This is a genomic window from Williamsia sp. (assembly GCF_036566845.1).
In the GTDB taxonomy this organism is placed as follows: domain Bacteria; phylum Actinomycetota; class Actinomycetes; order Mycobacteriales; family Mycobacteriaceae; genus Williamsia.
Map to the genome: position 1 here is coordinate 1 of NZ_DATCVM010000243.1, position 20,150 is coordinate 20,150.

General features: G+C 67.0%; 15 protein-coding genes. 4 read left to right on the forward strand and 11 right to left on the reverse strand.

Annotation, left to right across the window (positions count from 1 at the left end; all coding sequences use genetic code 11):
* Positions 1-56: 56 nt before the first annotated feature.
* Positions 57-365: a WhiB family transcriptional regulator gene (locus VIQ49_RS23510; RefSeq protein WP_331889008.1), complete on the reverse strand. Its 309-nt coding sequence runs from the start codon at positions 363-365 to the stop codon at positions 57-59.
* A 486-nt stretch (positions 366-851) separates the two neighbouring features.
* On the reverse strand, positions 852-2,936 hold the full coding sequence (locus tag VIQ49_RS23515) for an ATP-dependent DNA helicase UvrD2 (RefSeq protein WP_331889009.1): 2,085 nt from the start codon (positions 2,934-2,936) through the stop codon (positions 852-854).
* A gap of 106 nt (positions 2,937-3,042) precedes the next feature.
* Between VIQ49_RS23515 and VIQ49_RS23520 the strand changes: the two genes are divergently transcribed.
* On the forward strand, positions 3,043-3,267 hold the full coding sequence (locus tag VIQ49_RS23520) for a mycoredoxin (protein WP_331889042.1): 225 nt from the start codon (positions 3,043-3,045) through the stop codon (positions 3,265-3,267).
* 23 nt (positions 3,268-3,290) lie between these two features.
* On the opposite strand, the gene nudC is transcribed toward VIQ49_RS23520, so the two are convergent.
* A complete protein-coding gene (gene nudC, locus VIQ49_RS23525; RefSeq protein WP_331889010.1) occupies positions 3,291-4,235 on the reverse strand; it encodes an NAD(+) diphosphatase in 945 nt (314 codons plus the stop codon).
* Between the two features lie 56 nt (positions 4,236-4,291).
* A complete protein-coding gene (locus VIQ49_RS23530) occupies positions 4,292-5,362 on the reverse strand; it encodes a potassium channel family protein (RefSeq protein ID WP_331889011.1) in 1,071 nt (356 codons plus the stop codon).
* Between the two features lie 134 nt (positions 5,363-5,496).
* Between VIQ49_RS23530 and VIQ49_RS23535 the strand changes: the two genes are divergently transcribed.
* On the forward strand, positions 5,497-5,904 hold the full coding sequence (locus tag VIQ49_RS23535; protein ID WP_331889012.1) for a hypothetical protein: 408 nt from the start codon (positions 5,497-5,499) through the stop codon (positions 5,902-5,904).
* Between the two features lie 11 nt (positions 5,905-5,915).
* Here the strand turns inward: VIQ49_RS23535 and VIQ49_RS23540 are convergent, their stop codons facing one another.
* Both VIQ49_RS23540 and VIQ49_RS23545 read right to left on the reverse strand, forming a co-directional pair.
* The gene (locus VIQ49_RS23540) at positions 5,916-9,299 is read right to left on the reverse strand and encodes an ATP-dependent DNA helicase (protein WP_331889013.1); all 3,384 of its coding nucleotides are present in this window, start codon (positions 9,297-9,299) and stop codon (positions 5,916-5,918) included.
* The gene (locus tag VIQ49_RS23545) at positions 9,292-12,657 is read right to left on the reverse strand and encodes an ATP-dependent DNA helicase (protein ID WP_331889014.1); all 3,366 of its coding nucleotides are present in this window, start codon (positions 12,655-12,657) and stop codon (positions 9,292-9,294) included. Before VIQ49_RS23545 ends, VIQ49_RS23540 begins: the two co-directional genes overlap by 8 nt.
* An 89-nt stretch (positions 12,658-12,746) precedes the next feature.
* Between VIQ49_RS23545 and VIQ49_RS23550 the strand changes: the two genes are divergently transcribed.
* Together VIQ49_RS23550 and VIQ49_RS23555 are read left to right on the forward strand one after the other, a co-directional pair.
* Positions 12,747-13,526, forward strand: a complete 780-nt coding sequence (locus VIQ49_RS23550) for an alpha/beta hydrolase (RefSeq protein ID WP_331889043.1) — start codon at positions 12,747-12,749, stop codon at positions 13,524-13,526.
* 1 nt (position 13,527) lies between these two features.
* Positions 13,528-13,818, forward strand: coding sequence for an MGMT family protein (locus tag VIQ49_RS23555; RefSeq protein ID WP_331889015.1), 291 nt, complete (start codon positions 13,528-13,530; stop codon positions 13,816-13,818).
* 66 nt (positions 13,819-13,884) lie between these two features.
* Here VIQ49_RS23555 and VIQ49_RS23560 read toward each other — a convergent pair whose 3' ends face one another.
* From VIQ49_RS23560 to VIQ49_RS23580, 5 genes are read right to left on the reverse strand one after another with little or no spacing between them, the layout of a single operon-like run.
* Positions 13,885-14,583 carry a sirohydrochlorin chelatase gene (locus tag VIQ49_RS23560; protein ID WP_331889016.1) on the reverse strand — a complete coding sequence of 233 codons (699 nt, stop codon included), beginning with the start codon at positions 14,581-14,583 and terminating at the stop codon, positions 13,885-13,887.
* A complete protein-coding gene (locus VIQ49_RS23565; protein ID WP_331889017.1) occupies positions 14,580-15,749 on the reverse strand; it encodes a uroporphyrinogen-III synthase in 1,170 nt (389 codons plus the stop codon). Before VIQ49_RS23565 ends, VIQ49_RS23560 begins: the two co-directional genes overlap by 4 nt.
* A gap of 19 nt (positions 15,750-15,768) precedes the next feature.
* On the reverse strand, positions 15,769-16,134 hold the full coding sequence (gene nirD / locus VIQ49_RS23570) for a nitrite reductase small subunit NirD (protein ID WP_331889018.1): 366 nt from the start codon (positions 16,132-16,134) through the stop codon (positions 15,769-15,771).
* Positions 16,135-16,137: 3 nt separating this feature from the next.
* On the reverse strand, positions 16,138-18,666 hold the full coding sequence (gene nirB / locus VIQ49_RS23575; protein WP_414731700.1) for a nitrite reductase large subunit NirB: 2,529 nt from the start codon (positions 18,664-18,666) through the stop codon (positions 16,138-16,140).
* A gap of 32 nt (positions 18,667-18,698) precedes the next feature.
* Positions 18,699-20,150, reverse strand: coding sequence for an FAD-dependent oxidoreductase (locus tag VIQ49_RS23580; protein ID WP_331889020.1), 1,452 nt, complete (start codon positions 20,148-20,150; stop codon positions 18,699-18,701).

Here is a 20,150-nt window from a genome sequence, read left to right on the forward strand (position 1 = left end):
CGGGCGGACACAGATCTTCTGTGTCCGCCCGCTTCTGGTTGTCACGGTCGACGGGGTCATGCTGCGGCCTGGTCCTTACGCGGCCGGCCACGAGGACGCTTGCGTGCGATGACGACGCCCTGATCGAAGATCTCGCCACCCCAGACGCCCCATGGCTCCGCGCGGTCGAGCGCTTCGGCCAGGCATTCCCGCTTCAGGGGGCAGTCGCCGCACAGCGCCTTTGCCTGCTCGAGTTGTCCTGGGTTCTCAGAGAACCACAGGTCGGCGTCCACCAGTTGGCACGGGAGTTCCGTATTGGACGCATCCAGTGCGAGTGCGCTGTCCCCGAAACCGTTGTCCCGGTATGACTCGAGTACATCGGTCATAGTTTCCTCCACTGTCGAATGTGCTGCTCGGATTGATTTGGGACCCGGGCCGCTGACGTGGAGGAACAAGAACTGTTCTCAGATCACAAAAGAGGCCACGGGGGTTCGCTGTTCGCGATTCGCCGTGGCCTCAAATGGAATCTGAGCTGTGTCAGATGTCTCTTCGTTGAGAGAACACGGGGAACGCGTAGCGGGCACGACGACGGAGACGTACACCCGTCGGCGGCTGGGGCGCCGGAATCGCTGCTGTCATAGCCAGGAACTCCGGCTTCATGGCAGCGGCGTGCGCAGTGTGGACAGCATTCGGACGGGTCGCGAGGAGCGATTCGCGATGCCACGAAGCACATGCCGTGTGGGCATGGTCGACTGCGCTCTGGGCGCCGTACAAATCAATCATCGAACCTCTCCTTTCCCGTCTGCGCTGTGAGCCATCAGTGACACACAATGTTGTTGTCCACAGTAGGTGCTGCTCAATATTCGCACAACTTATTTTTGACCTGCGGTTTTCCCGCTGCGAACCAGTGTCAGGACATCTTCTCCGTACTGGTCGAGTTTCTTCTGGCCGATCCCCGGAATCGCCACCAGCGCAGTGACATCGCCCGGTTGCTGTTCGGCGATCGCGATCAGTGTGTTGTCGGAGAACACCACATACGCGGGGACCTTCTGTTCCTTGGCACGGCCACTGCGCCACTCTTTCAGCGCCAGCAACAAACCCTCGTCGAGGTCCGAGGGGCAACGCTCGCAGCGGCCCAGCAACGATGCGGTCTTACCCAGCAACGGTTTTCCACAGACCCGGCACTTGGGTCCGGAGCGGGTGCGTTTGGGTTCGGCGATCTTCGACGCGGGCGAATCCTCGGGAACCAGGCTCACCACAAAACGCGAACGCCGCCGAGACGCCCGGCCGCCCTCGTTGCGGGACAGCGCCCACGACAGCTGCAGATGCTCACGGGCGCGGGTGACACCCACGTAGAGGAGCCGTCGTTCTTCCTCGATCGCTGCATCGCCGGCCTTGATGGCCTGGTTGATCGGCATCGACCCGTCGACCAGGCCCACCAGGAACACCGCGTCCCACTCCAGGCCCTTCGCCGCGTGCAGCGACGACAACGTCACACCCTGCACGGTCGGTGGATGCCGGGCTTCGGCACGTGCGGCGAGCTCACGGGTCAGATCGGCCAGCGTCAGCTCGGGCACGTCGGTCAGCATGTCCTCGGTCATCGTCACCAGTGCCCGCAGCGACTCCCACCGCTCACGGGCCTGCGCACCGGCCGGCGCCTCTTCGGTGAGGCCCAGCGGGACCAGGATCGCCCGGAGAAGTGTCAACGTCTCCGCTTCGGGCGGGAGGTCGTCGCGCTGCGCGGCCTGGTTGACCGCCCGCATCGCCTGCCTCACCTCCGACCGCGAGAAGAATGCCTCGCCGCCCCGCACCTGATACGGGATCCCGGCCGCGGTCAGCGCCTGCTCGTGCACTTCGGACTGGGCATTGACCCGATACAGGATCGCGATCTCCGAGCCGGGTACGCCGGACTTCATCAACCGCTTGATCGCGCGTGCGACGGACTTCGCCTCGGCGGCCTCATCGGGGTGCTCGGAGAAATCCGGTTCGGGACCGGGGTCTCGCTGGCCGATCAGTTGCAGCCGGGTTCCGGCGATGCGGCCCCGCGCGGCGCCGATGACGCTGTTGGCCAGCTGCACCACCTGTGGTGTGGATCGGTAGTCGCGCTCGAGCCGGACCACGGTCGCATCGGGGAACCGGCGGGAAAAGTCCAAGAGGTAGCCGGGTGTGGCCCCGGTGAACGAGTAGATGGTCTGGTTGGCGTCGCCGACCACGGTGAGATCGTCGCGTGGACCCACCCACGCGTTGAGCAGTGCCTGCTGCGCCGGCGTGACGTCCTGGTATTCGTCGACCACGAAGCAGCGGTAGCGGTCGCGGAACTCCTCGGCGATCACCGGATGATCGTCGAGGATGGCCCGGGTCATCAGCAGCAGGTCGTCGAAGTCGAGGAGCTGATCGCCCGCCGGCGACACCTTGGCCTGCTCATAGCGCTCGTAGACCAGCGCGACCTGCTCGGCCGGCAGTGGGGATTCGCGCCTGCTCTTGTAGACCGCGGCCGGGTACTCGGACGGCCCGATCAACGAGCCCTTGGCCCATTCGATCTCGGAGATGAGGTCGCGCAATGACTCGGTGGTGGTCGGCGCACCGGCAGCCCGGGCCGCGCGGGAGACCACGGGAAACTTGTTGTCGAGCAGTTCCCACTGGTTCTCGCCGATGGCCTGCGGCCAGAAGTACCTCAGCTGGCGCATCGCCGCAGCGTGGAACGTCAACGCCTGCACAGCATTTCCTTGACCCGAGATCCCCAGCGACCGGAGTCGGGTACGCATCTCGCCGGCGGCCCTGGAGGTGAACGTGACGGCCAGCACCTGACCGGCCCGCACGTGACCGTCGCCGACCAGGTGCGCGATCCGGCGAGTGATGGTGCGCGTCTTGCCTGTGCCCGCGCCGGCCAGGACACACACAGGTCCACGGGGTGCGAGCACTGCGGCCTGCTGCTGCGGGTCAAGTGAGGCATCCATGCCCATCAGTATCCCAACCACCACCGACAGTGCTTCGGCCGGACGGGAACACCGCCCGCGCTCATGGTGTTATGTAGGCGTGACTACGGACAACGCTGCTCTGACGATGTACACCACAACCTGGTGTGGGTACTGCAAACGCCTCAAGATGGGCCTGAAGACCGCCGGTATCGAGTGGGTGGAGATCGACATCGAGCAAGACCCTTCGGCCGCGGATTTTGTCGGCAGCGTCAACGGTGGCAACCACGTGGTCCCCACCGTCAAGTTCGGCGACGGCAGCACCGCCACCAACCCGACCGTCGCCGACGTCCGCAAGAAGCTGGGCGTCTGATCCCAATCCCCCGGTGCTTGTGGTCAGCACACCCCGGTTGCCGGGGTGTAGGCCCAGGCGCGGATCAGTGCACTGGCGATGGAGATCGAACCCGGCAACCGCAACCGCGCGTTGTCGACGATCGGATTGCCGTCGGGGCCCATCCAGTCCTGCTGTGCCTCAATCGCTTCGATCACCTCGGCCCGACCGAACCACTCGGCCGCCGCGATTTCACCGTCGATGAAGTCGAGTGGTTGGTCGGGGTCCGCGGTGACCTCGAAGCCCACCATCAACGACCGTGGGAACGGCCAGGGCTGAGACCCGATGTACTGCGGGTTCCAGGCGTCCACACCGACTTCCTCGTGAACCTCGCGCAACACACATTGCTCGAGCGATTCCCCGGGTTCGACAAATCCGGCGAGCGTGGAGAACCACCGGTCGGGCCATTGCTTCTGCCGGCCGAGCAGGATGCGGTCGCCGCCGTCGTGGACAACGGTGATGATCGCCGGATCGGTCCGCGGGAACTCCTCGCGCCCACTGATGACGTTGCGGCGGGCCCACCCGCCCTTGATCGCTTCGGTATGGGCACCGTCGACCGGCGAAAACCTGGCCGTGTCATGCCAATTCAACACGCCGAGTGCGGTTGAGAGGATCCCGGCCTCGTTCGGTCCGAGTAGCTGGGCGCCGCGACGGGGATCGTCTTTCGGTCCGTCGATGACGTCGAAGCGCATCGCCCACATGTCGTGACCCTCTTCGGGGTGTACACCGAGGAACACCGCTTCCGGTGGCGGCGCGTCGTCGATGTCGACGGCCATGATCCAGCCGAGGCCGTCTTCACCCACCGGATACCGGCCCGACGGGTCGATCTGCAGGAGCAGCGCCCGCGACCACCCGTCCTTCAACCGCTGGTGGTCGTCGCGGATTTCATCGGCACGGTTGTATACCGCCCGCGACAGCATCGGGGGTTGCTCGAACTCGAAGCGCCGCACTGGGCTTCCCTCCTCGTACTCAGACGGTCGTTCTCTCGGACTGACGGACATGGCTGTCAGTCCGGACTTCCTTGCCGGACGTACAGCAGCCTGTCCCCCTGCTCGATCGCATCGACCTTGCTGTCGTCGACGCGATGCAGTTTTCCGTCCCGTACAACACCGAGCACGATCTCCGGCAGATGCCGCGGGGATCCACCTACCTCATCGGGTTCCACGTCGCGCTCGGTGATGGCAAACCCCTGGTCAGGAGTGAGCAGATCTTCGATCACCTCCACGACGGTCGGAGTGATCGTCGCCAGGCCCAGCAGCCGGCCCGCGGTCTCCGAACTCACCACCACCGAATCGGCACCCGACTGCTTCATCAGGTGGGTGTTCTCCGCTTCCCGGATCGAGGCGACGATCTTCGCTTTCGGGGCCAGCTCGCGTGCGGTCAGGGTGGCCAGCACGGCCGTGTCGTCGCGGTTGGTCGCCACGATGATCGCCGACGCGTGCTGGGTACCTGCGAGCCGCAGGACATCCGAACGGGTCGCATCTCCGCGGACGGTGACGAGTCCCTTCGCCGCGGCGTTGTCGAGCACGGTCTGATCGCCGTCGACGACCACGATCTCGGCGGGCTTCTGGCCGTCCGCGATCATCGCCTTCACAGCGGTCTTGCCCTTGGTTCCGTAGCCGATGACCACGGTGTGTTTCCGCACCTTGTTCCTCCATCGCTGGATCTTGAGCGCCTGCCGTGACCGTTCGGTCAGAACTTCGAGTGTGGTACCGACCAACACGATCAGGAACATCACCCGAATCGGTGTGATGACCAAGACGTTGATCAGTCTGGCGGTCGGAGTGACCGGAGTGATGTCACCATAGCCCGTGGTCGACAGCGACACGGTGGCGTAGTACAGGCAGTCCAGGAAAGACAGCGGCCCACCAGCATTGTCCTGGTAGCCATCCCGGTCGGCGTACACGATCATGACGGCCGCGAACAACACACCCAACGCAATCGCGACCCGTCGACTGATCGCTCGGATCGGGCTCGCCTGCAACTCTGGGATGTGGACCACACCGACCAGCGCGTGGTCGGGCATATCGGTCAGCGCGTCTTCTTTGAAACGCCTCCGTAGGCGCCCCGCGGCCATCTACCCGACCTCTGTCTCGCCGCGACCGACCGGTCGCAGATTTTGCATCCGCACAAACTGGGACTGTAGTCCTATCTGCCGCCGGCGGGTCACAACCGACAGACACGAGGGACAACCTCGGGCATGGTGGAGGGATGACAGATACCAATCAGAGGTTGCGGCGGTTGGCGTTTCCAAGCGAGCAGAAGCTGGCCACCCGGATGGGTGCGGCGCTGCTGGGGATGGGAACGCTGCATTTTGCCGCTCCACAGCCGTTCGACCAGTTGATTCCCAAAGAACTGCCGGGCAGTGCCCGCGCCTACACCTACGGATCCGGGGTCGCGGAATTGGCTGTCGGCGCTGCGCTGCTCGCACCCAAGACGCGTCGCTACGGCGGGCTCGCGGCTGTGGCACTGTTCGTCGGCGTGTATCCGGGCAACATCAACATGGTCCGGCTGTACAAGAACAAACCGTTGCCACAGCGCGCCGTCGCTTGGGGTCGGTTGCCGCTGCAGCTCCCGATGATCTGGGCCGGTTGGCGGGTCTGGAAGTCGGCACCGTAGAGCCGGCCTGATCAGGACGCGCCCTTCTCGCGGCGGATCAGTGCCGCGAGCCGGGCGCGGTCCGGCAGGTCACGCGGCCGGAGCGTGGAGTTCGACCGAACGTAGTGGAATGCCGCCCGCACCTTGTCGAGGTCGGTACCGGTGAGTTCCGCCCACGCCACCCGATAGGCGGCCAGCTGCACGAACACCGAATGCTCTTGCGCCGGAGTGGGTTTGGCGCCGGTCTTCCAGTCGACCACCGTGTACCCACCATCCGGTTCGGCGAACACCGCATCGATGCGGCCACGGATGATGGTGTCGGCGATGACGGTCTCGAACGGCACCTCGACCTCGACCGGGTTCCGCGCCGACCAATCCGATCGCAGGAACGCCTCTCGCAACACCTCGAGGTCGGCATCCGACCCACCTTCGGCGTCGGCCGCACCCGGCAGCTCATCGATGTCGAGAAGCCGGGTGGCACCGAATCGGCGTTCCACCCAGGCATGGAATGCCGTGCCGCGGCGCGCCAGCGGATTCGGCTTGAACGGCAGCGGGCGCCGCAGCCGACGGGCGAACGCATCGGAGTCCTTGTCGAGCTCGACCAGTTGGCTCACCGAAAGATGCTGCGGCATGGTCACTTCGATGTCGGAGCCCAGACCTTCGGATCGTTCGGTCAGCAGGACCGCCAGATCATCGGCCCATTCCCGGATCTGCGGATCCTCGTCACCTTCGACGTCGTGGCCCGATTCGGAGGCGTCACCTTCTGTGATGTCGAACAGCGAGGGTTCGCCACGCGCACGCAGTGCGGCCCGGACGAGATCGGCGCCGCGCTCGGTTCCGGGCCGGCGTGGACCCAGCGGATCGGCCGGCCAGGCCGCCCCCGTGGCCAGCATCGCCATCGGATTCTCCGCCCCCTCCTCGGGCTCCGCTGCCCAGTGCGCGATGGTCAGCCCCGGCGCACCGTCGCTCGACGTCTCGATCAACGTCTGTGCGATCTCATGCAGTTCGGTCAGGAACACCGAGGGGCCCTTGGGTTTGTCACCGACCGAAGCCCAGTGGTGTCCGCTGATGACCAGTGCCCGCTTGGTTCTGGTCAGAGCCACATAGAGGAGCCGCCGGTCCTCTTCGAGCTTGCGGGCGCGCAGCGCCTCCTGGTGCGCCTCGATCGACTCTTCCAGCTCTTTGCGGTTTTCGAGGCCGTCGAGCACCAGGGGTGGAAAGCCCTCGCCGTCCGCAGAGTCGGCGAGGTCACCGCGCAGCTCCGCGGGCAGCTCCCGGGCGCTCTTGAGCCACGTGCCCTCGGCCTTGCCGCCCGGAAAGATGTTGGTACACAGGTGCGCGATCACCACGACGTCCCACTCGAGCCCCTTCGCGGCGTGCACCGTCAGGATCTGCACGCGGTCCTCGGCGATCTCGACCTTGCCCGGCTCCAGGCCCTTCTCGATCTCGGCCGCCGACGCCAGGAATGCCAGCAGGCCGGTGAGTGTGGCGGCGGACCTTTCGGCATAATTCGCGACGTATTCGGCAAAGGCGTCGAGGTGTTCGCGTCCGGTGATGTTGCCGCGCAGGCCCCGTGCCCGGATCTGCGCTTCCACGTCGACCCCGGTCACCCGTTCGACCTCGGCCACCAGTTCTGGCAGGGGGCCTCCCATGCGGGCCCGCAACACCGACAGCTGATGGCCGAGTAGCTTGATCCGGCGGTAACCGTCCGGCGAATAACGGGCCGCCGGACCGGGATCGGCGAGCGCATCACCCAGCCCGGCCTGATCCACCGTCTCCGAGGGGACGGCCGAATCGAGTGCGCTGTCGAGTTCTTCGAGGCTGGTCATGGTGCCCGACACGATGTTGGCACCGGCCGCCAGATCCCGCGCGCGTGCCCACAGTGCCGCGAGGTCCCTCGCCCCGATTCGCCAGCGCGGGCCGGTGAGCAGGCGGACTGCGGCCGTGCCGGCCATGGGGTCGGACATCAGCCGGAGCATGGCGACCACGTCCTGCACCTCGGGCACGCCGAGCAGTCCACCGATACCGACAACCTCTGCGGCGATGCCCCGGTCGGCGAGCTGTGCTGCCAGCGGTGCCGAATCCTGGTTGCGGCGCACCAGGATCGCCACGGTCGGCGGTTTGTCCTCGGCCTCGTTGTACTCACGTTCGATCCGGTCGACGATCCACGTGCGTTCATCCGCCACCGTGTCGGTGAGCGCCATGTCGATGGTGCCGCGCGGCGCATCGTCGCGAGGGCGCAGAATGCTCACCGGAACACCCCGGCGACGCAGTTCGTCGGACGCCGCGTTGGCCATGTCGAGGGCGTACCGCGCGTTGCGCCAACTCGTGAGCAGTTCCAGTCGCTGCGCGGGACTGCCGTCGCTGCAACGGAAGTCGGTGGTGAATCGGGGCAGGTTCGCCGCGGAGGCACCACGCCAGCCGTAGATCGACTGGATCGGGTCGCCGACCGCGGTCACCGCGATCCCGGCTCCAACGCTCACGCCGGGCGGCGTCCCGAAGAGTTGTGAGAGCAGCACACGTTGCGAATGCCCGGTGTCCTGGTACTCGTCGAGCAGAACCGCACCGATGGCAGCTCGTTCCGCCTGGGCCACTTCGGGATGTGTGGTGACGAGCTTGGCGGCCAGCGACATCTGACTGCCGAAGTCGAGCACGTTGGCGTCGCGCATCGCCTGCCCGAGTGCGGCCACCAGGGGCACCAGTTGACGGCGTTCATCGATCGCGGCCTGGATGTCGCGCAGTTTCTGCGGCGGCGTCGGCTTCTGCCGACCGACCGGAGGCAACGTGTCGATCAGCCGGTAGAGGTCGTCGCCCGCGGTGGTCAGCTGCTCGAGGTCCACCAGGTGTTCGGCCAGTTCTCCGTACAGCTTGAGCACGGATTCCGTCACTCCGCCAGGTGTTTTGGGGGTGTCGAGATCGTCGGACCAACTGCCCACCACCGAAAAGGCGAGCTGCCACAATTCGGTTTCGCTGAGCAGACTCGCGGACGGCTCCACCGGCAGCAGCAACCCGTAGTCGGCGATCAAGCGGCCTGCGTACGCGTGGTAGGTGCTGACCTGCGGATCGGCCGATCGCAGCTGCGCCCGCAGGTCCCCTTCGGGGTCCCAGCGTGACATGGCAGACGAACCCGCCAGCATCGACAGCCGGCGCCGGATCCGGGCGGCCAGTTCCTGTGCGGCCTTGCGGGTGAACGTCAGACCGAGGACCGCGTCGGGTTCGACCAGGCGGTTCGCGACGAGCCAGACCACCCGGGAGGCCATCGTCTCCGTCTTGCCTGCGCCGGCACCGGCCACCACCAACACCGGTTCGGACGGCGCCTCGATGACCTCGACCTGCTCATCTGTCGGCGGCGGCTGGCCCAGCGCACCGGCCAGTACCCGTGCGGAGATCTTTGTGCGAAGCGCAGATTCAGCCATCGGTGACCGTCCGTCCGTCGAGTTGGGATGGACAGCTCGACGCCAGCGCACAATGCCCGCAGCCGTCGTTGATCGTCGCCTCGAAGTCCGGCCCGATGCTGCGATATGCCGCGGACCGCACCACCGCCAACCACTGGTCGACCTTCTCCGGCGTGAGTGGATCCTGATTACGTTGGGCCGCACCGGTTTTACCGTTGGCGCTGTTGACGTACACCAACGCGCCACCGCCGGGCTCGACGGTGCCCAGCTCCGGTACCCCACCCAGGGCCAGCGCCAGCTGGTAGGTGGCCAACTGTGGATGTTCTTGTCCGGCAGCCACCGAGATGGTGGTCTTGCCGGTCTTGACGTCGACGACCACCGGCCGACCCCGACCGTCGGCTTCGAGGCGGTCGATGCGCCCCCGGAGCCGAACCTCGGGGATGTCGACCACCGCACCGTCTGCGTCCACCATCTGCGCCGGTTCTACCCGCGCGTTGACGTCGATCTCCACGCCGACCTCGGTCATGCCTTCGCGGGACATCCGCAACCACTGCCGGAAGTTGGTCAGCATCTCCTCGGTGCGTTCGAGTTCGCGGCGCGAGAACCAGGGCGCCCCGACGTCGACCTGATCCCAGACCCGGCGAAGGGACGCCGTCACGTCTTCCGGCGGGATCTTGCCCGCAACCGCCTGCACGAGGGTGTGAACGAGCGTTCCGGCCACGGCCGGACGGGAGTCGCCGTCGCGGCCGCCGTAGCGTTCCAGCATCCATCGCAGTGAACAGGCACCCAGCGATTCGACGCTCGACGGTGACAGGGTCAGCGGTCCCGATGCCTCGGACCAGAGCGGCTCGGTGGTGCTCGGACCGGCGAGTCCGTACCACTCGTCGGGATGGGCACCGGGCACGCCGGCGTCGGCCAGTTCGGCCAGCATGTCGGCTGCGGCCCGGGTACGCGGATCGTCTCCGTCGGGGCTGGTGCAGACCTGGGACCGGAGTTCGGCGACCAGCGACGACAGCGACAGCACGCGCCGGAGCCCGGGTTCGACCGGCAACTCCAGCTCCGGTTCATCCGCAGCTGCGGCACCTGCGACCACCGCTGCCAACTCGCCGACGAACCGGGACGGTGCGGCGTCACCGCTGCCGTCGTCGACCGCACTGACCATCAGCCGCAGACGGGCCCGGCTGCAGGCGACCAGCAACAGCCGACGTTCCTCGGCCAGCGCGACCGCGGTCCGCGAGATGGTGTCGATCGCGTCGGCTGCGACGCCGTCGAGGAGGTCGACGAGCTGGCCGGTGCCGAGAATGCTGCCGCGGCTGCGCAGACTGGGCCAGAGGCCGTCCTGCACGCCGGCCACCGCGACCACATCCCACTCACGGCCCGCCGCGGCGTGCGCCGAGAGCACCGTCACGGAATCGGACGACGTCTGGGCCATCCGCGATTCGGTGGGGATCTGCAGGGCGCTGAGGTAGTCGATGAACCCGCTCAGTGTGGCCGCGGGCAGGCTGTCTGCGAAGTTGGCGGCGGCATCGAACAGCGCCACCATGGCGTCGAGATCCCGATCCGCCTGGGCACCTCCTGGACCGTGGTCGCGGCGCATCACCTGATTGGACCATCGCGGGCCCAGTCCGGTGGCCTGCCATGCCTCCCAGAGGATCTCCTCGATACTGCGCCGGCTCGTCGACGCGGTCCGCGCCGCCCTGATGACCGCCAGCACCCGCACCAGGGGTTGCTTCTCGGCATCGGTCAGCCCGTCGAGGTGATGGTCGACGTCGATCTCGGGCTCACCGATGTCGGGCGGGCGGGTGCTGACCAGTTCCGCGATCACGGTGGCCGAATCGCGGTCGCGGCCCGACTCGGCCTCGATCCGTCGCACGCCCCGGCGCAACCGCCGCAACGCCGCCGGATCAGCACCGCCGATCGGCCCGGACAACAACTCCAGCGCCGACTCGGGATCGAGGGGTTTCTCCACCGCACGCAGTGCCAGCAGCATCGCCGACACCGAGCGCGCCTGGGCCAGCGGGATCTCACTGGCCGGGGTCATCACCGGGACGCCGGCCGAGCGCAACGCCCGCCGCAGCGGGGCCATCGCCCGGGGAACCGACCTGACGATCACGGCCATCCGCGACCACGGGACGTCGTCGTAGAGGTGGGCGCGACGCATCATGTCGGCGATCGCCGTGGCCTCCTTGGCCGCCGAACCGTAGATGCGGACCACCGGAGCCGGGGCGTCGGGATGATCGGCCCGCTCCAGCTCTTTGGACAGCCTGTGCCGGCGACGTCCGGGCAGTCGCGCCGCGATGGAACCGCCGAGATCACTGATCGGGGCGGTCGACCGGAAGTTGTTGTCCAGCAGGATGTCCCGCGCCGGATCATCGAGCTCGTCGAGGAAGCGGGCGCTGGCACCGCGGAACCCGTAGATCGACTGGTCGCCGTCACCGGCGACCACGGCCTGGTGGGTACCGGCCCCGACCAGCCGGATCAGTGTGGCCGCCTGCGGATCGAGATGCTGGGCGTCGTCGACCAGCAGGTAGCGCACCCGGGCGCGCTCGCTGCGCAGCAATTCGGGATCGGTGGCGAATGCGGTCAGTGCGGACCCGACGAGTTCGGCCGCATCGACCGCGGGGGCGGTGGCCTGCGGCGCCTCCAGCCCGACCGCGCCACGCAGGAGTCCACTCTGCTCGTACTGGCGGTACGCCCGGCCGGCCGCCTGCCATTCCGGCCGACGATGGGTGCGACCGAGCGCGATCAGGTCCTCGGGACCGACACCGCGTTCTGCGGCTCGCATCATCATGTCGCGCAGTGCCTGGGCAAAACCGTTGGTACCCAACGCCGGCCGCAACCGTTCCGGCCAGTACTCGGCGCCGTCTTCGATGTCGCCGGCGAGGAGTTCGCGGAGCACGGCGTCTTGTTCGGCGCCGGTGATCAGGCGCGGCGGCGGGTTGTCGTGCGCGACGGCCTGCAGGCGCAGGACCGCGAAGGCGTAGGAGTGCAGAGTCCGGACGATCGGCTCGCGGGTGGCCTTCGGGGTGCGGGCCGGACCCGCCCCCGTCGACAGCAGGCGGGCGGTGATCTGCTCACGCAGTTCGGTCGCTGCCCGGCGGCTCGAGGCGAGGACGAGGATCGATTCGGGATCGGTGTCGGGGTCCGACAGCCGCGCAACCGCGATGTCGACGATGAGAGCGGTCTTCCCTGTTCCCGGACCGCCGTGAACCCGGTACGGGCGGAACCCTCCGGCGGGCGCGGGATGACCGTCGATCAGCGCCTGTACGTGCGCCGGCCAGGTACGTGGCAGCGCTGCTTCGATCGGCGCAGACACCAAACGCGTGGTCAAAGCGGGCACGCACACATCCTCTCTTCGGGCTGCATCAGATGGTGTCATGTATGTCCGACAGACCCCGGACCCGCGCACCCACCGCCACCGCACTGCACCGCGGGCGACAAAGCGGCGCGTCGGGCAAGATCACCGGTATGTCTGCACTCAACGTGGAACTGTTCGGCCCCGTCGACGGTCCTCCTGTCCTGGCCCTCCACGGCCTGACCGGGCACGGCAAGCGCTGGACCGATCTCGCCGAGGCACTGCCGAACGCCCGGATCGTGGCGCCCGACCTGCTCGGACACGGATTCTCCCGGTGGACACCACCCTGGTCGATCGAGGCACAGGTGCTGGCGCTATGTGAGGTGGTGGACGAACACATCGACGGACCGATGGTGGTTGTCGCGCACTCCTACGGCGGCGCCCTCGCCATGCACCTGTCGAAGCTGATCGGCGAGCGGATCCGGTCGTTTGTGTTGCTTGATCCGGCCATCGGCCTCGATCCGCAGATGATGGCGGACGTCGCCACCGACACCATGGCGCACCACGACTACCCCGACGAAGCCGCGGCCCGCGGGGGCAAGCTGAGTGAATCGTGGGCCGAACTCGACCCCGGCATTCTCGATCGCGAGATCGCCGAGCACCTGATCAACGTCGGAGATCGAGTGAACTGGCGCATCCATCCCGGAATGGTGGTCGCCACCTGGAGTGAATTGGCCCGGCCATTTGCGCTCCCGCCCAATGGCATCCCCGTCTACGTGGTGCAGGCGATGCGGGTGCAACCCCCGTATTTCACCGCCGAGTTCCGGGCCGCCCTCGCCGAACAACAGGGCGACCTGCTGACGGTGATCGAAGAGGACTGCGGACACATGGTCCCGTTCGCCCGGCCAGAGCTGACAGCCGAACTGGTGGCGAATGCATTGGCCCGCAACTGAGATGGCGACCGTGACGGAGGAACAGGTCGAACGCGTCCGCGACATCGTGGCCGCGGTACCGGCCGGCAAGGTCACCACCTACGGCGATGTCGCCGCGGCCGCCGGACTCTCCAGCGCTCGCATCGTCGGATGGATCATGCGCACCGACTCCGCCGACCTGCCGTGGCATCGCGTCATCGCGGTCAGCGGACGGCCGGCGCCCCATCTCCGGACAAGCCAGCTCGAGCGCCTACAAGCCGAGGGTGTGCCGGTGTTCGATGGCCGGGTGGACATGAAAGCAGCCCGCCTCTGACTCGATTCTGGTGGGTTGTGGTGAGCATTTCCGCAGGTCGGGCTCACCACAACCCACCAAGATTGGTTAGCGGAGGGCGGGAACGCGGACTGAGCGCATCCGGCGCACCACGAGGTTGACGACGCGGGGGTCGGCACCGAGCGGCGCACTGACACCGTCGGCGCCGGCTTCGAACAGTCGGTCGTGAAAGAGGCCGTGCGCCAACAGGTATGACGCCACGAACACCCGGCGTCCGGTGCGGGCCCGGGTCTCGGCGACAACATCGGCGATCCGTGGCTGCGCGGTGGCGACATATCCCACCGGAACCCGCTCACCGAGCATCGAGCCGAGCAGGTTGGCCTCCCGGCGCACCTGACCGAGCGCATAGGAATCCGACGATCCCGCGGCGGCGAGAACCACCGAATCTCCACGCCTCCAGCCACATTCGGTCAGGCGCTGGGCCAGCACCCGGGCCAGCTCCGGATCCGGGCCGAGCGCCCGCGACACCGAGGTCGCCTGATGACCGCTGGCGACGATGTGTTCGGGCAGATCCTGGCGGACGTGATAACCCTCCGCCAGAAACGCCGGGACCACCACCGCGGGTCCGTCGACGCCGGACAAGACCTCGGACGGCGACGGCCCGAGGACATCGACGAACGCAACCCGCGTCGGGCCGATCTGCGCCGACACCTTGCCGGCCAGTTCCGCGATCATCTCCACGCCGTGCTGCGACCGTGTCCCATGAGCAACCAGGATGGGCTGCGCACCAAGATGATTGAATGTCATGTGTTCTCGCCCTCCTCGTATTCGAGATCTATCGAAAGCCGGTATCCGCGTTTCACCACGGTCTGGATCATGCGGGAATCCCCCAGCCCGGCACGCAGCCTGGCCATCGCGGTCTCCACCGCATGTGTGTCCCCACCCCCGCCGGGCAGCCGGCCCAGCAGCGTCTGCCGCGACACCACCCGGCCGGGGCTCTGCGCCAGGGCCTTGAGCAATGTCAGCCCGGCGGGTGACAACGGCCGCAGCTTGCCGTCGACCATCACCGCGCGACTGCGAATGCTCATGTCGTGCCCGGCAACCCGCATCGTCGGGACCCGGCGTGGCATCTCTTCGGCGATGTGACGCGCCAGTGCGCCCAGCCGGAACCGGCCCGGGCGCGACGTCGGAACCTTCAGTGCAACAAGTGGTCCCGCGGTCACCGGGCCGACACACATGGCTGCGACGTCGGTCCGCAGCGCTTCGAGCAGCGGTTCGAGGCGCCCGGTGTCCTGCGCCCGGCCGAGCATCGAGGCCACCGCAGGTGCACTGGTGAACGACACGGCGTCGATGTCGAAATTGACGATCTGAGTGATCATCTGGTCAAGCTCCGTCGTGTCGTTCGGTGGCAACCACCGGTACACCGGGATCGGCAGCACATCGGCTCCCGCTTCCCGAAGCACCTCACAGAAGTCGGGCAGCGGCTCCCACTCGGTGGTCGCGCCGTGCAGTTGAACCCCCACCCGGACACCGTCGACCCCTTCGGCCAGGAGGTGCTCGAGAACCTCACTCGACGACTCGTTCGGTGGCGACCATTCCTCACGCAGGCCACCGGCCCGGATCGCCCCCTTGGCCTTGGGACCGCGGGCCAGTACCCGCGACCGCCCCAGCGCGTCGACCAGCGCCTCGGCCAGCCCCCAGTCCTCCGCGGCCTCCATCCAGCCGCGGAATCCGATACCCGTTGTGGCAACCACGATCTCCGGAGGATCGGCAACCACCTTCTCGGTTGCCGCCCGCAGTTCCGCATCATCGGCGAGCGGGATGATCTGGATCGCGGGTGCCCGCTCGATCACCGCCCCGCGACGCTCCAGCAGTGCCGCGAACTCATCGGCCCGGCGCGCCGCCGTGATCCCGATGGTGAATCCGGTCAGCGGTCCTGTCTCACCCTCAGTGCTGCGCCCACCCGAACTCACAAGACCTCCATTTGTCACGCTATCGCGGCCGAACCTGTACCAGGCCGGCTCGTTGCCGTACTTCGTAGACGGGCAACCATACATTCTCGTCGCTGAGGCAGCGCCCGTCGACCAGCGAGAACACCTGCTTGAGGAGGGGCGAGGCGACGGTCGGTTCACCGTCGCGGTCGCCGACCAGCCCGCGCGACATGACTGCCGCATTGCCGAACGGGTCGATGTTGCCCACGGCGTACATCTCCCCGTCGACCATTCGGAACAGCGCCACCTGTTCATCCCCGGGCAGCAGGACCGCAACTCCCAAACCCGGCACGAGCCGGTCGAAATCGCAGGCTGCGGTCCAGGTGGTGGCATTCGTGTCAACTCGCGTGTCATCGACGAGACTCATCGTCTATTCCTCCGTTCCCCGGCGGGCTGCGCCGGGCTGCGGTATCCCCAAGAGTACCGGCACCTTACGTCCGCCACTCTCCGAGAAATCAATGGTGGGATCGGGCTGTTCGGGAGCATTCACAAAGGACACGAAGCGAGCCAGCTTGTCCTCGTCCTCGAGCACACCCGCCCACTCGTCCTTGTACCCGGCGACATGCGTTTCCATCGCCGCCTCCAGCTCGGCGGCAATGCCGAGACTGTCTTCACACACAACATCTTTGAGGTGTTCCAGGCCACCTTCGAGCGCCGACAGCCATGGCGCCGTGCGTTGCAGCCGATCGGCCGTCCGGATGTAGAACATCAGGAATCGATCGATGTACTTGATCAAGGTCTCGTCGTCGATGCCCGATGCCAGCAGCTGGGCATGCGCCGGACTCTGACCGCCGTTGCCGCCGACATAGAGGTTCCAGCCGTGCTCGGTGGCGATGATGCCGACATCCTTGCCGCGGGCCTCCGCGCACTCCCTCGCGCAGCCGGACACACCGAACTTCAGTTTGTGCGGTGACCGCAGGCCCCGGTACCGGTTCTCGAGGTCGACCGCCATACCCACCGAATCCTGGACGCCATACCGGCACCAACTGGTGCCGACACAACTCTTCACGGTGCGCAGGCTCTTCCCGTAGGCATGACCCGATTCCATGCCGGCATCGACGAGGCGCTGCCAGATCAACGGCAATTGCTCGACGCGGGCACCGAACAGGTCGATCCGCTGGCCGCCGGTGACCTTTGTGTACAGGTCGAAATCCTTCGCCACCTGACCGATCACGATCAGCTGGTCCGGTGTCACCTCGCCGCCGGGCATCCGCGGGACCACCGAGTAGGTGCCGTTCTTCTGCATGTTCGCAAGGAACCGGTCGTTCGTATCCTGCAGTGCCGCTTGCTCACCCGAGAGGATGTGATCACTTGAAGTCGACGCCAGGATCGACGCGACGGTGGGCTTGCAGATCTCACAACCCAGGCCGTGGCCGTGCTTGGCGACGAGTTCGCTGAACGTCCGGATCCCGGTCGCCCGCACGATCTCGAAGAGTTCGGCACGGGAGTGCGTGAAGTGCGCACACAGCGACTTCGAGATAGCGACGCCGGAATCAGCCAGCAGACGGGTGATCGACGGAATACAGCCACCACATGTGGTACCGGCCTTGGTGCAGGTCTTGACGGCTTCGACATCCTGCGCCCCGTGGGCGATGGCTCCGCAGATCGAACCCTTGTCGACGCCGTTGCAGGAACAGATCTCCGCGCTGTCCGGCAGCGCCGACAGACCGATACCTTCGCCTGCGGCCGGGGCGATCAGTGCCGCCGGATCACCCGGGACCGGTCCGCCGACCATCGGCTTGAGCAAGGCGTATTGGCTCGCATCGCCGACGAGCACACCGCCGAGCAGCGTCTTGGCGTCATCGCTCACAACAACTTTCGAGTACGTTCCGGCCACCGGATCGTTGAAGACCACCTCGAGGCAACCCTCGGTGGCACCCATCGCATCACCGAAGCTGGCGACATCGACCCCGAGCAATTTGAGCTTGGTCGACATATCGGCGCCCTCGAACTCCGCGCGTCCGCCGAGCAGTCGATCGGCCACGACCTCCGCGGTGCTGTAGCCCGGCGCGACCAGCCCGTAGCAACGGCCGTCCACCGCGGCCACCTCGCCGATCGCGTATATGTCCGGATCATCGGTGCGGCAACCATTGTCGACCAGTACACCGCCGCGCTCACCGATCGCGAGGTCGGCGTCTCGGGCGATCTGATCGCGCGGCCGCACACCGGCGGAGAAGACCAGCAGCGCAGCCTCATCGATGGTGCTGTCATCCGAGAGCGTGATGCGCAGGGAACCGTCCTCGACCTGTTCGATGGCCGAGGTACCCACGCCGGTGTGCACGGTGACACCGAGTTCTTCGACCAGATTGGCGAGCAGTGCGCCACCCCCGGCATCCACCTGCAACGGCATCAAGCGAGGTGCGAACTCGACCACGTGCGGCTTCAGGCCGAGAAGTTTGAGGGCGTTGGCCGCCTCCAGACCGAGCAGCCCGCCGCCGACCACCACTGCCGTGGCACCGGCCGGGGCCGCCTCCGCGGCACCGCGGATCCGATCCAGGTCGGTCAGCGTCCGGTAGACGAAGCAGTTGTCCGAGTCCTTACCCGGAACGGGCGGCACAAACGGATACGAACCCGTCGCAAGGACCAGCGCGTCGAAGACGATGCTGGAGTCGTCGTCGAGGACCGCGGTCCGCGCGACCCGATTGATCCGCTTCACCGAGCGGCCCAGGAGCAGGGACACCAGCGGGTCGCCGGGGTAGGTGTTCCCGTCGAGGGCCAACGCCTCGGGGTCCCACTTGTTCACGTACGACGACAACCCCACGCGATCGTAGGCCGCCGTCGGCTCCTCGCAGACCACCACGACCTGCCACTGGTCGGTGACATCGCGCTGGCGCAGTTCCTGCACAAAACGATGGCCGACCATCCCATGACCAACCACCACAACGGTTTTGACGGACATCTCAGCCCTCCTTCTCAAGTCTCTCGTCTGTGTCATGCGTCGGCCGTCTTGAGCCATTCACACAATCCGTCGACCACGGATTGGCAACTGCCACAACCGGTTGTCGCCCGGGTGGCATCGGCCATCGCACCCGCACTGCGGGCGCCCTTTCGCCACGCGTCGGTCAGGTTCTTCTTCGACACCGTGTTGCACCGGCAGATGATCGCGTCGCCGGGCATCTGTGCGGGGCTCGCCGATTCGGTGGCACCGCCGGTGAGGTGCCCGAGCAGTAGGCGCATGCGGTCGGTCGGCACCGGCGCCCCGGAGTCGAACAACTGTGAGATGGTGCCCACCACCTCCGGATTGCCGAGGAGCACCGCCCCGGCCACCCGGTCCTTGCGGACGACCACCTTGGCGTACCGGCCCCGATGGGGATCGGACAGCGTCAACACCTCCGCCTCGAGATCGCCCGGGTCCGTGTCGATCTCCCCCATCGAGGCCAGGTCGATGTCGTGGGCCTTGAGTCGCAGGATCTGCTGTGTGCCCTCGTATCCGGCCTGGCTGTCACCGATCAGGTTCTCGGCCACCGTCTCGGCCATCTCCCACCCCGGCTGCACCAGACCGTAGACGATGTCGCGGTGCTGGGCGCATTCGCCGATCGCGTACACGGCCCGGTCGCTCGTGCGGAGTTCGTCGTCGACGACGATGCCATGATCGACGGCCAGTCCGGCCTCCGCGGCGACCTCGGTGTTGGGCGCGATCCCGGCGGCCACGATGACCAGATCGGCGCCCAGGGTCGCGCCGTCGGTGAGGACCACCTCACGGCCGGTCTGCGGATCGTCGCGGATCGCGCTCACCCGGCCGCCGAGCACCACGTCCATCCCGATCTCACGCAGGATCCGGGTCAGGACCGCCCCACCCGCACTGTCGAGCTGCTTCTCCATCGGATGGGACCGCGGGTGGACCACCGTCACCGCTGCACCCTGCAGGAGTGCACCGCGAGCCGCCTCGAGTCCGAGCAGACCACCACCGACGACAACAACCCGAACACCCTTCCCCAGGGCCGAGACGATCGCTTCACAGTCGGTGAGGTTGCGGAAGGCGACAACGCCGGGCACCGGCAAACCGTCGTCGTCGAGCGCACCGGCGATCGGCGGGACGAACGCCCTGCTACCGGTGGCGAACACGAGCTTGTCGTAATGGTGAACGGTGCCGTCGCTGCAGTGCACGCTCTGGTCGGCGCGGTCGATGCGCTCGACCCGCACACCGACATGCGTCTGCAGGTTGTGTTCGCGGTACCAGCCCTCGGCACGAATCATGGTGTCCGCCGGGCTGATCCGGCCGGCCACCACATTCGACATCAGGATCCGGTTGTACGCCGCGGTCGGCTCCTCACCGATCACCACACTGGTGACGCGCTCGCCACCGGGATCGCGTCGGTGCAGTTCTTCCTGCAGCCTGGCACCGGCCATACCGTTGCCGATGATCACCACACGCTTGGTCAT

What these genes read in the sequence shown, in the direction of transcription:
- VIQ49_RS23510 (WP_331889008.1), bottom strand. Translation starts at nt 365, where the DNA reads ATGACCGATGTACTCGAGTCATACCGGGACAACGGTTTCGGGGACAGC.
- VIQ49_RS23515 (WP_331889009.1), bottom strand. Translation starts at nt 2,936, where the DNA reads ATGGATGCCTCACTTGACCCGCAGCAGCAGGCCGCAGTGCTCGCACCC.
- VIQ49_RS23520 (WP_331889042.1), top strand. Translation starts at nt 3,043, where the DNA reads ATGTACACCACAACCTGGTGTGGGTACTGCAAACGCCTCAAGATGGGC.
- VIQ49_RS23530 (WP_331889011.1), bottom strand. Translation starts at nt 5,362, where the DNA reads ATGGCCGCGGGGCGCCTACGGAGGCGTTTCAAAGAAGACGCGCTGACC.
- VIQ49_RS23535 (WP_331889012.1), top strand. Translation starts at nt 5,497, where the DNA reads ATGACAGATACCAATCAGAGGTTGCGGCGGTTGGCGTTTCCAAGCGAG.
- VIQ49_RS23540 (WP_331889013.1), bottom strand. Translation starts at nt 9,299, where the DNA reads ATGGCTGAATCTGCGCTTCGCACAAAGATCTCCGCACGGGTACTGGCC.
- VIQ49_RS23545 (WP_331889014.1), bottom strand. Translation starts at nt 12,657, where the DNA reads ATGACACCATCTGATGCAGCCCGAAGAGAGGATGTGTGCGTGCCCGCT.
- VIQ49_RS23550 (WP_331889043.1), top strand. Translation starts at nt 12,747, where the DNA reads ATGTCTGCACTCAACGTGGAACTGTTCGGCCCCGTCGACGGTCCTCCT.
- VIQ49_RS23555 (WP_331889015.1), top strand. Translation starts at nt 13,528, where the DNA reads ATGGCGACCGTGACGGAGGAACAGGTCGAACGCGTCCGCGACATCGTG.
- VIQ49_RS23560 (WP_331889016.1), bottom strand. Translation starts at nt 14,583, where the DNA reads ATGACATTCAATCATCTTGGTGCGCAGCCCATCCTGGTTGCTCATGGG.
- nirD (WP_331889018.1), bottom strand. Translation starts at nt 16,134, where the DNA reads ATGAGTCTCGTCGATGACACGCGAGTTGACACGAATGCCACCACCTGG.
- nirB (WP_414731700.1), bottom strand. Translation starts at nt 18,666, where the DNA reads ATGTCCGTCAAAACCGTTGTGGTGGTTGGTCATGGGATGGTCGGCCAT.
- VIQ49_RS23580 (WP_331889020.1), bottom strand. Translation starts at nt 20,150, where the DNA reads ATGACCAAGCGTGTGGTGATCATCGGCAACGGTATGGCCGGTGCCAGG.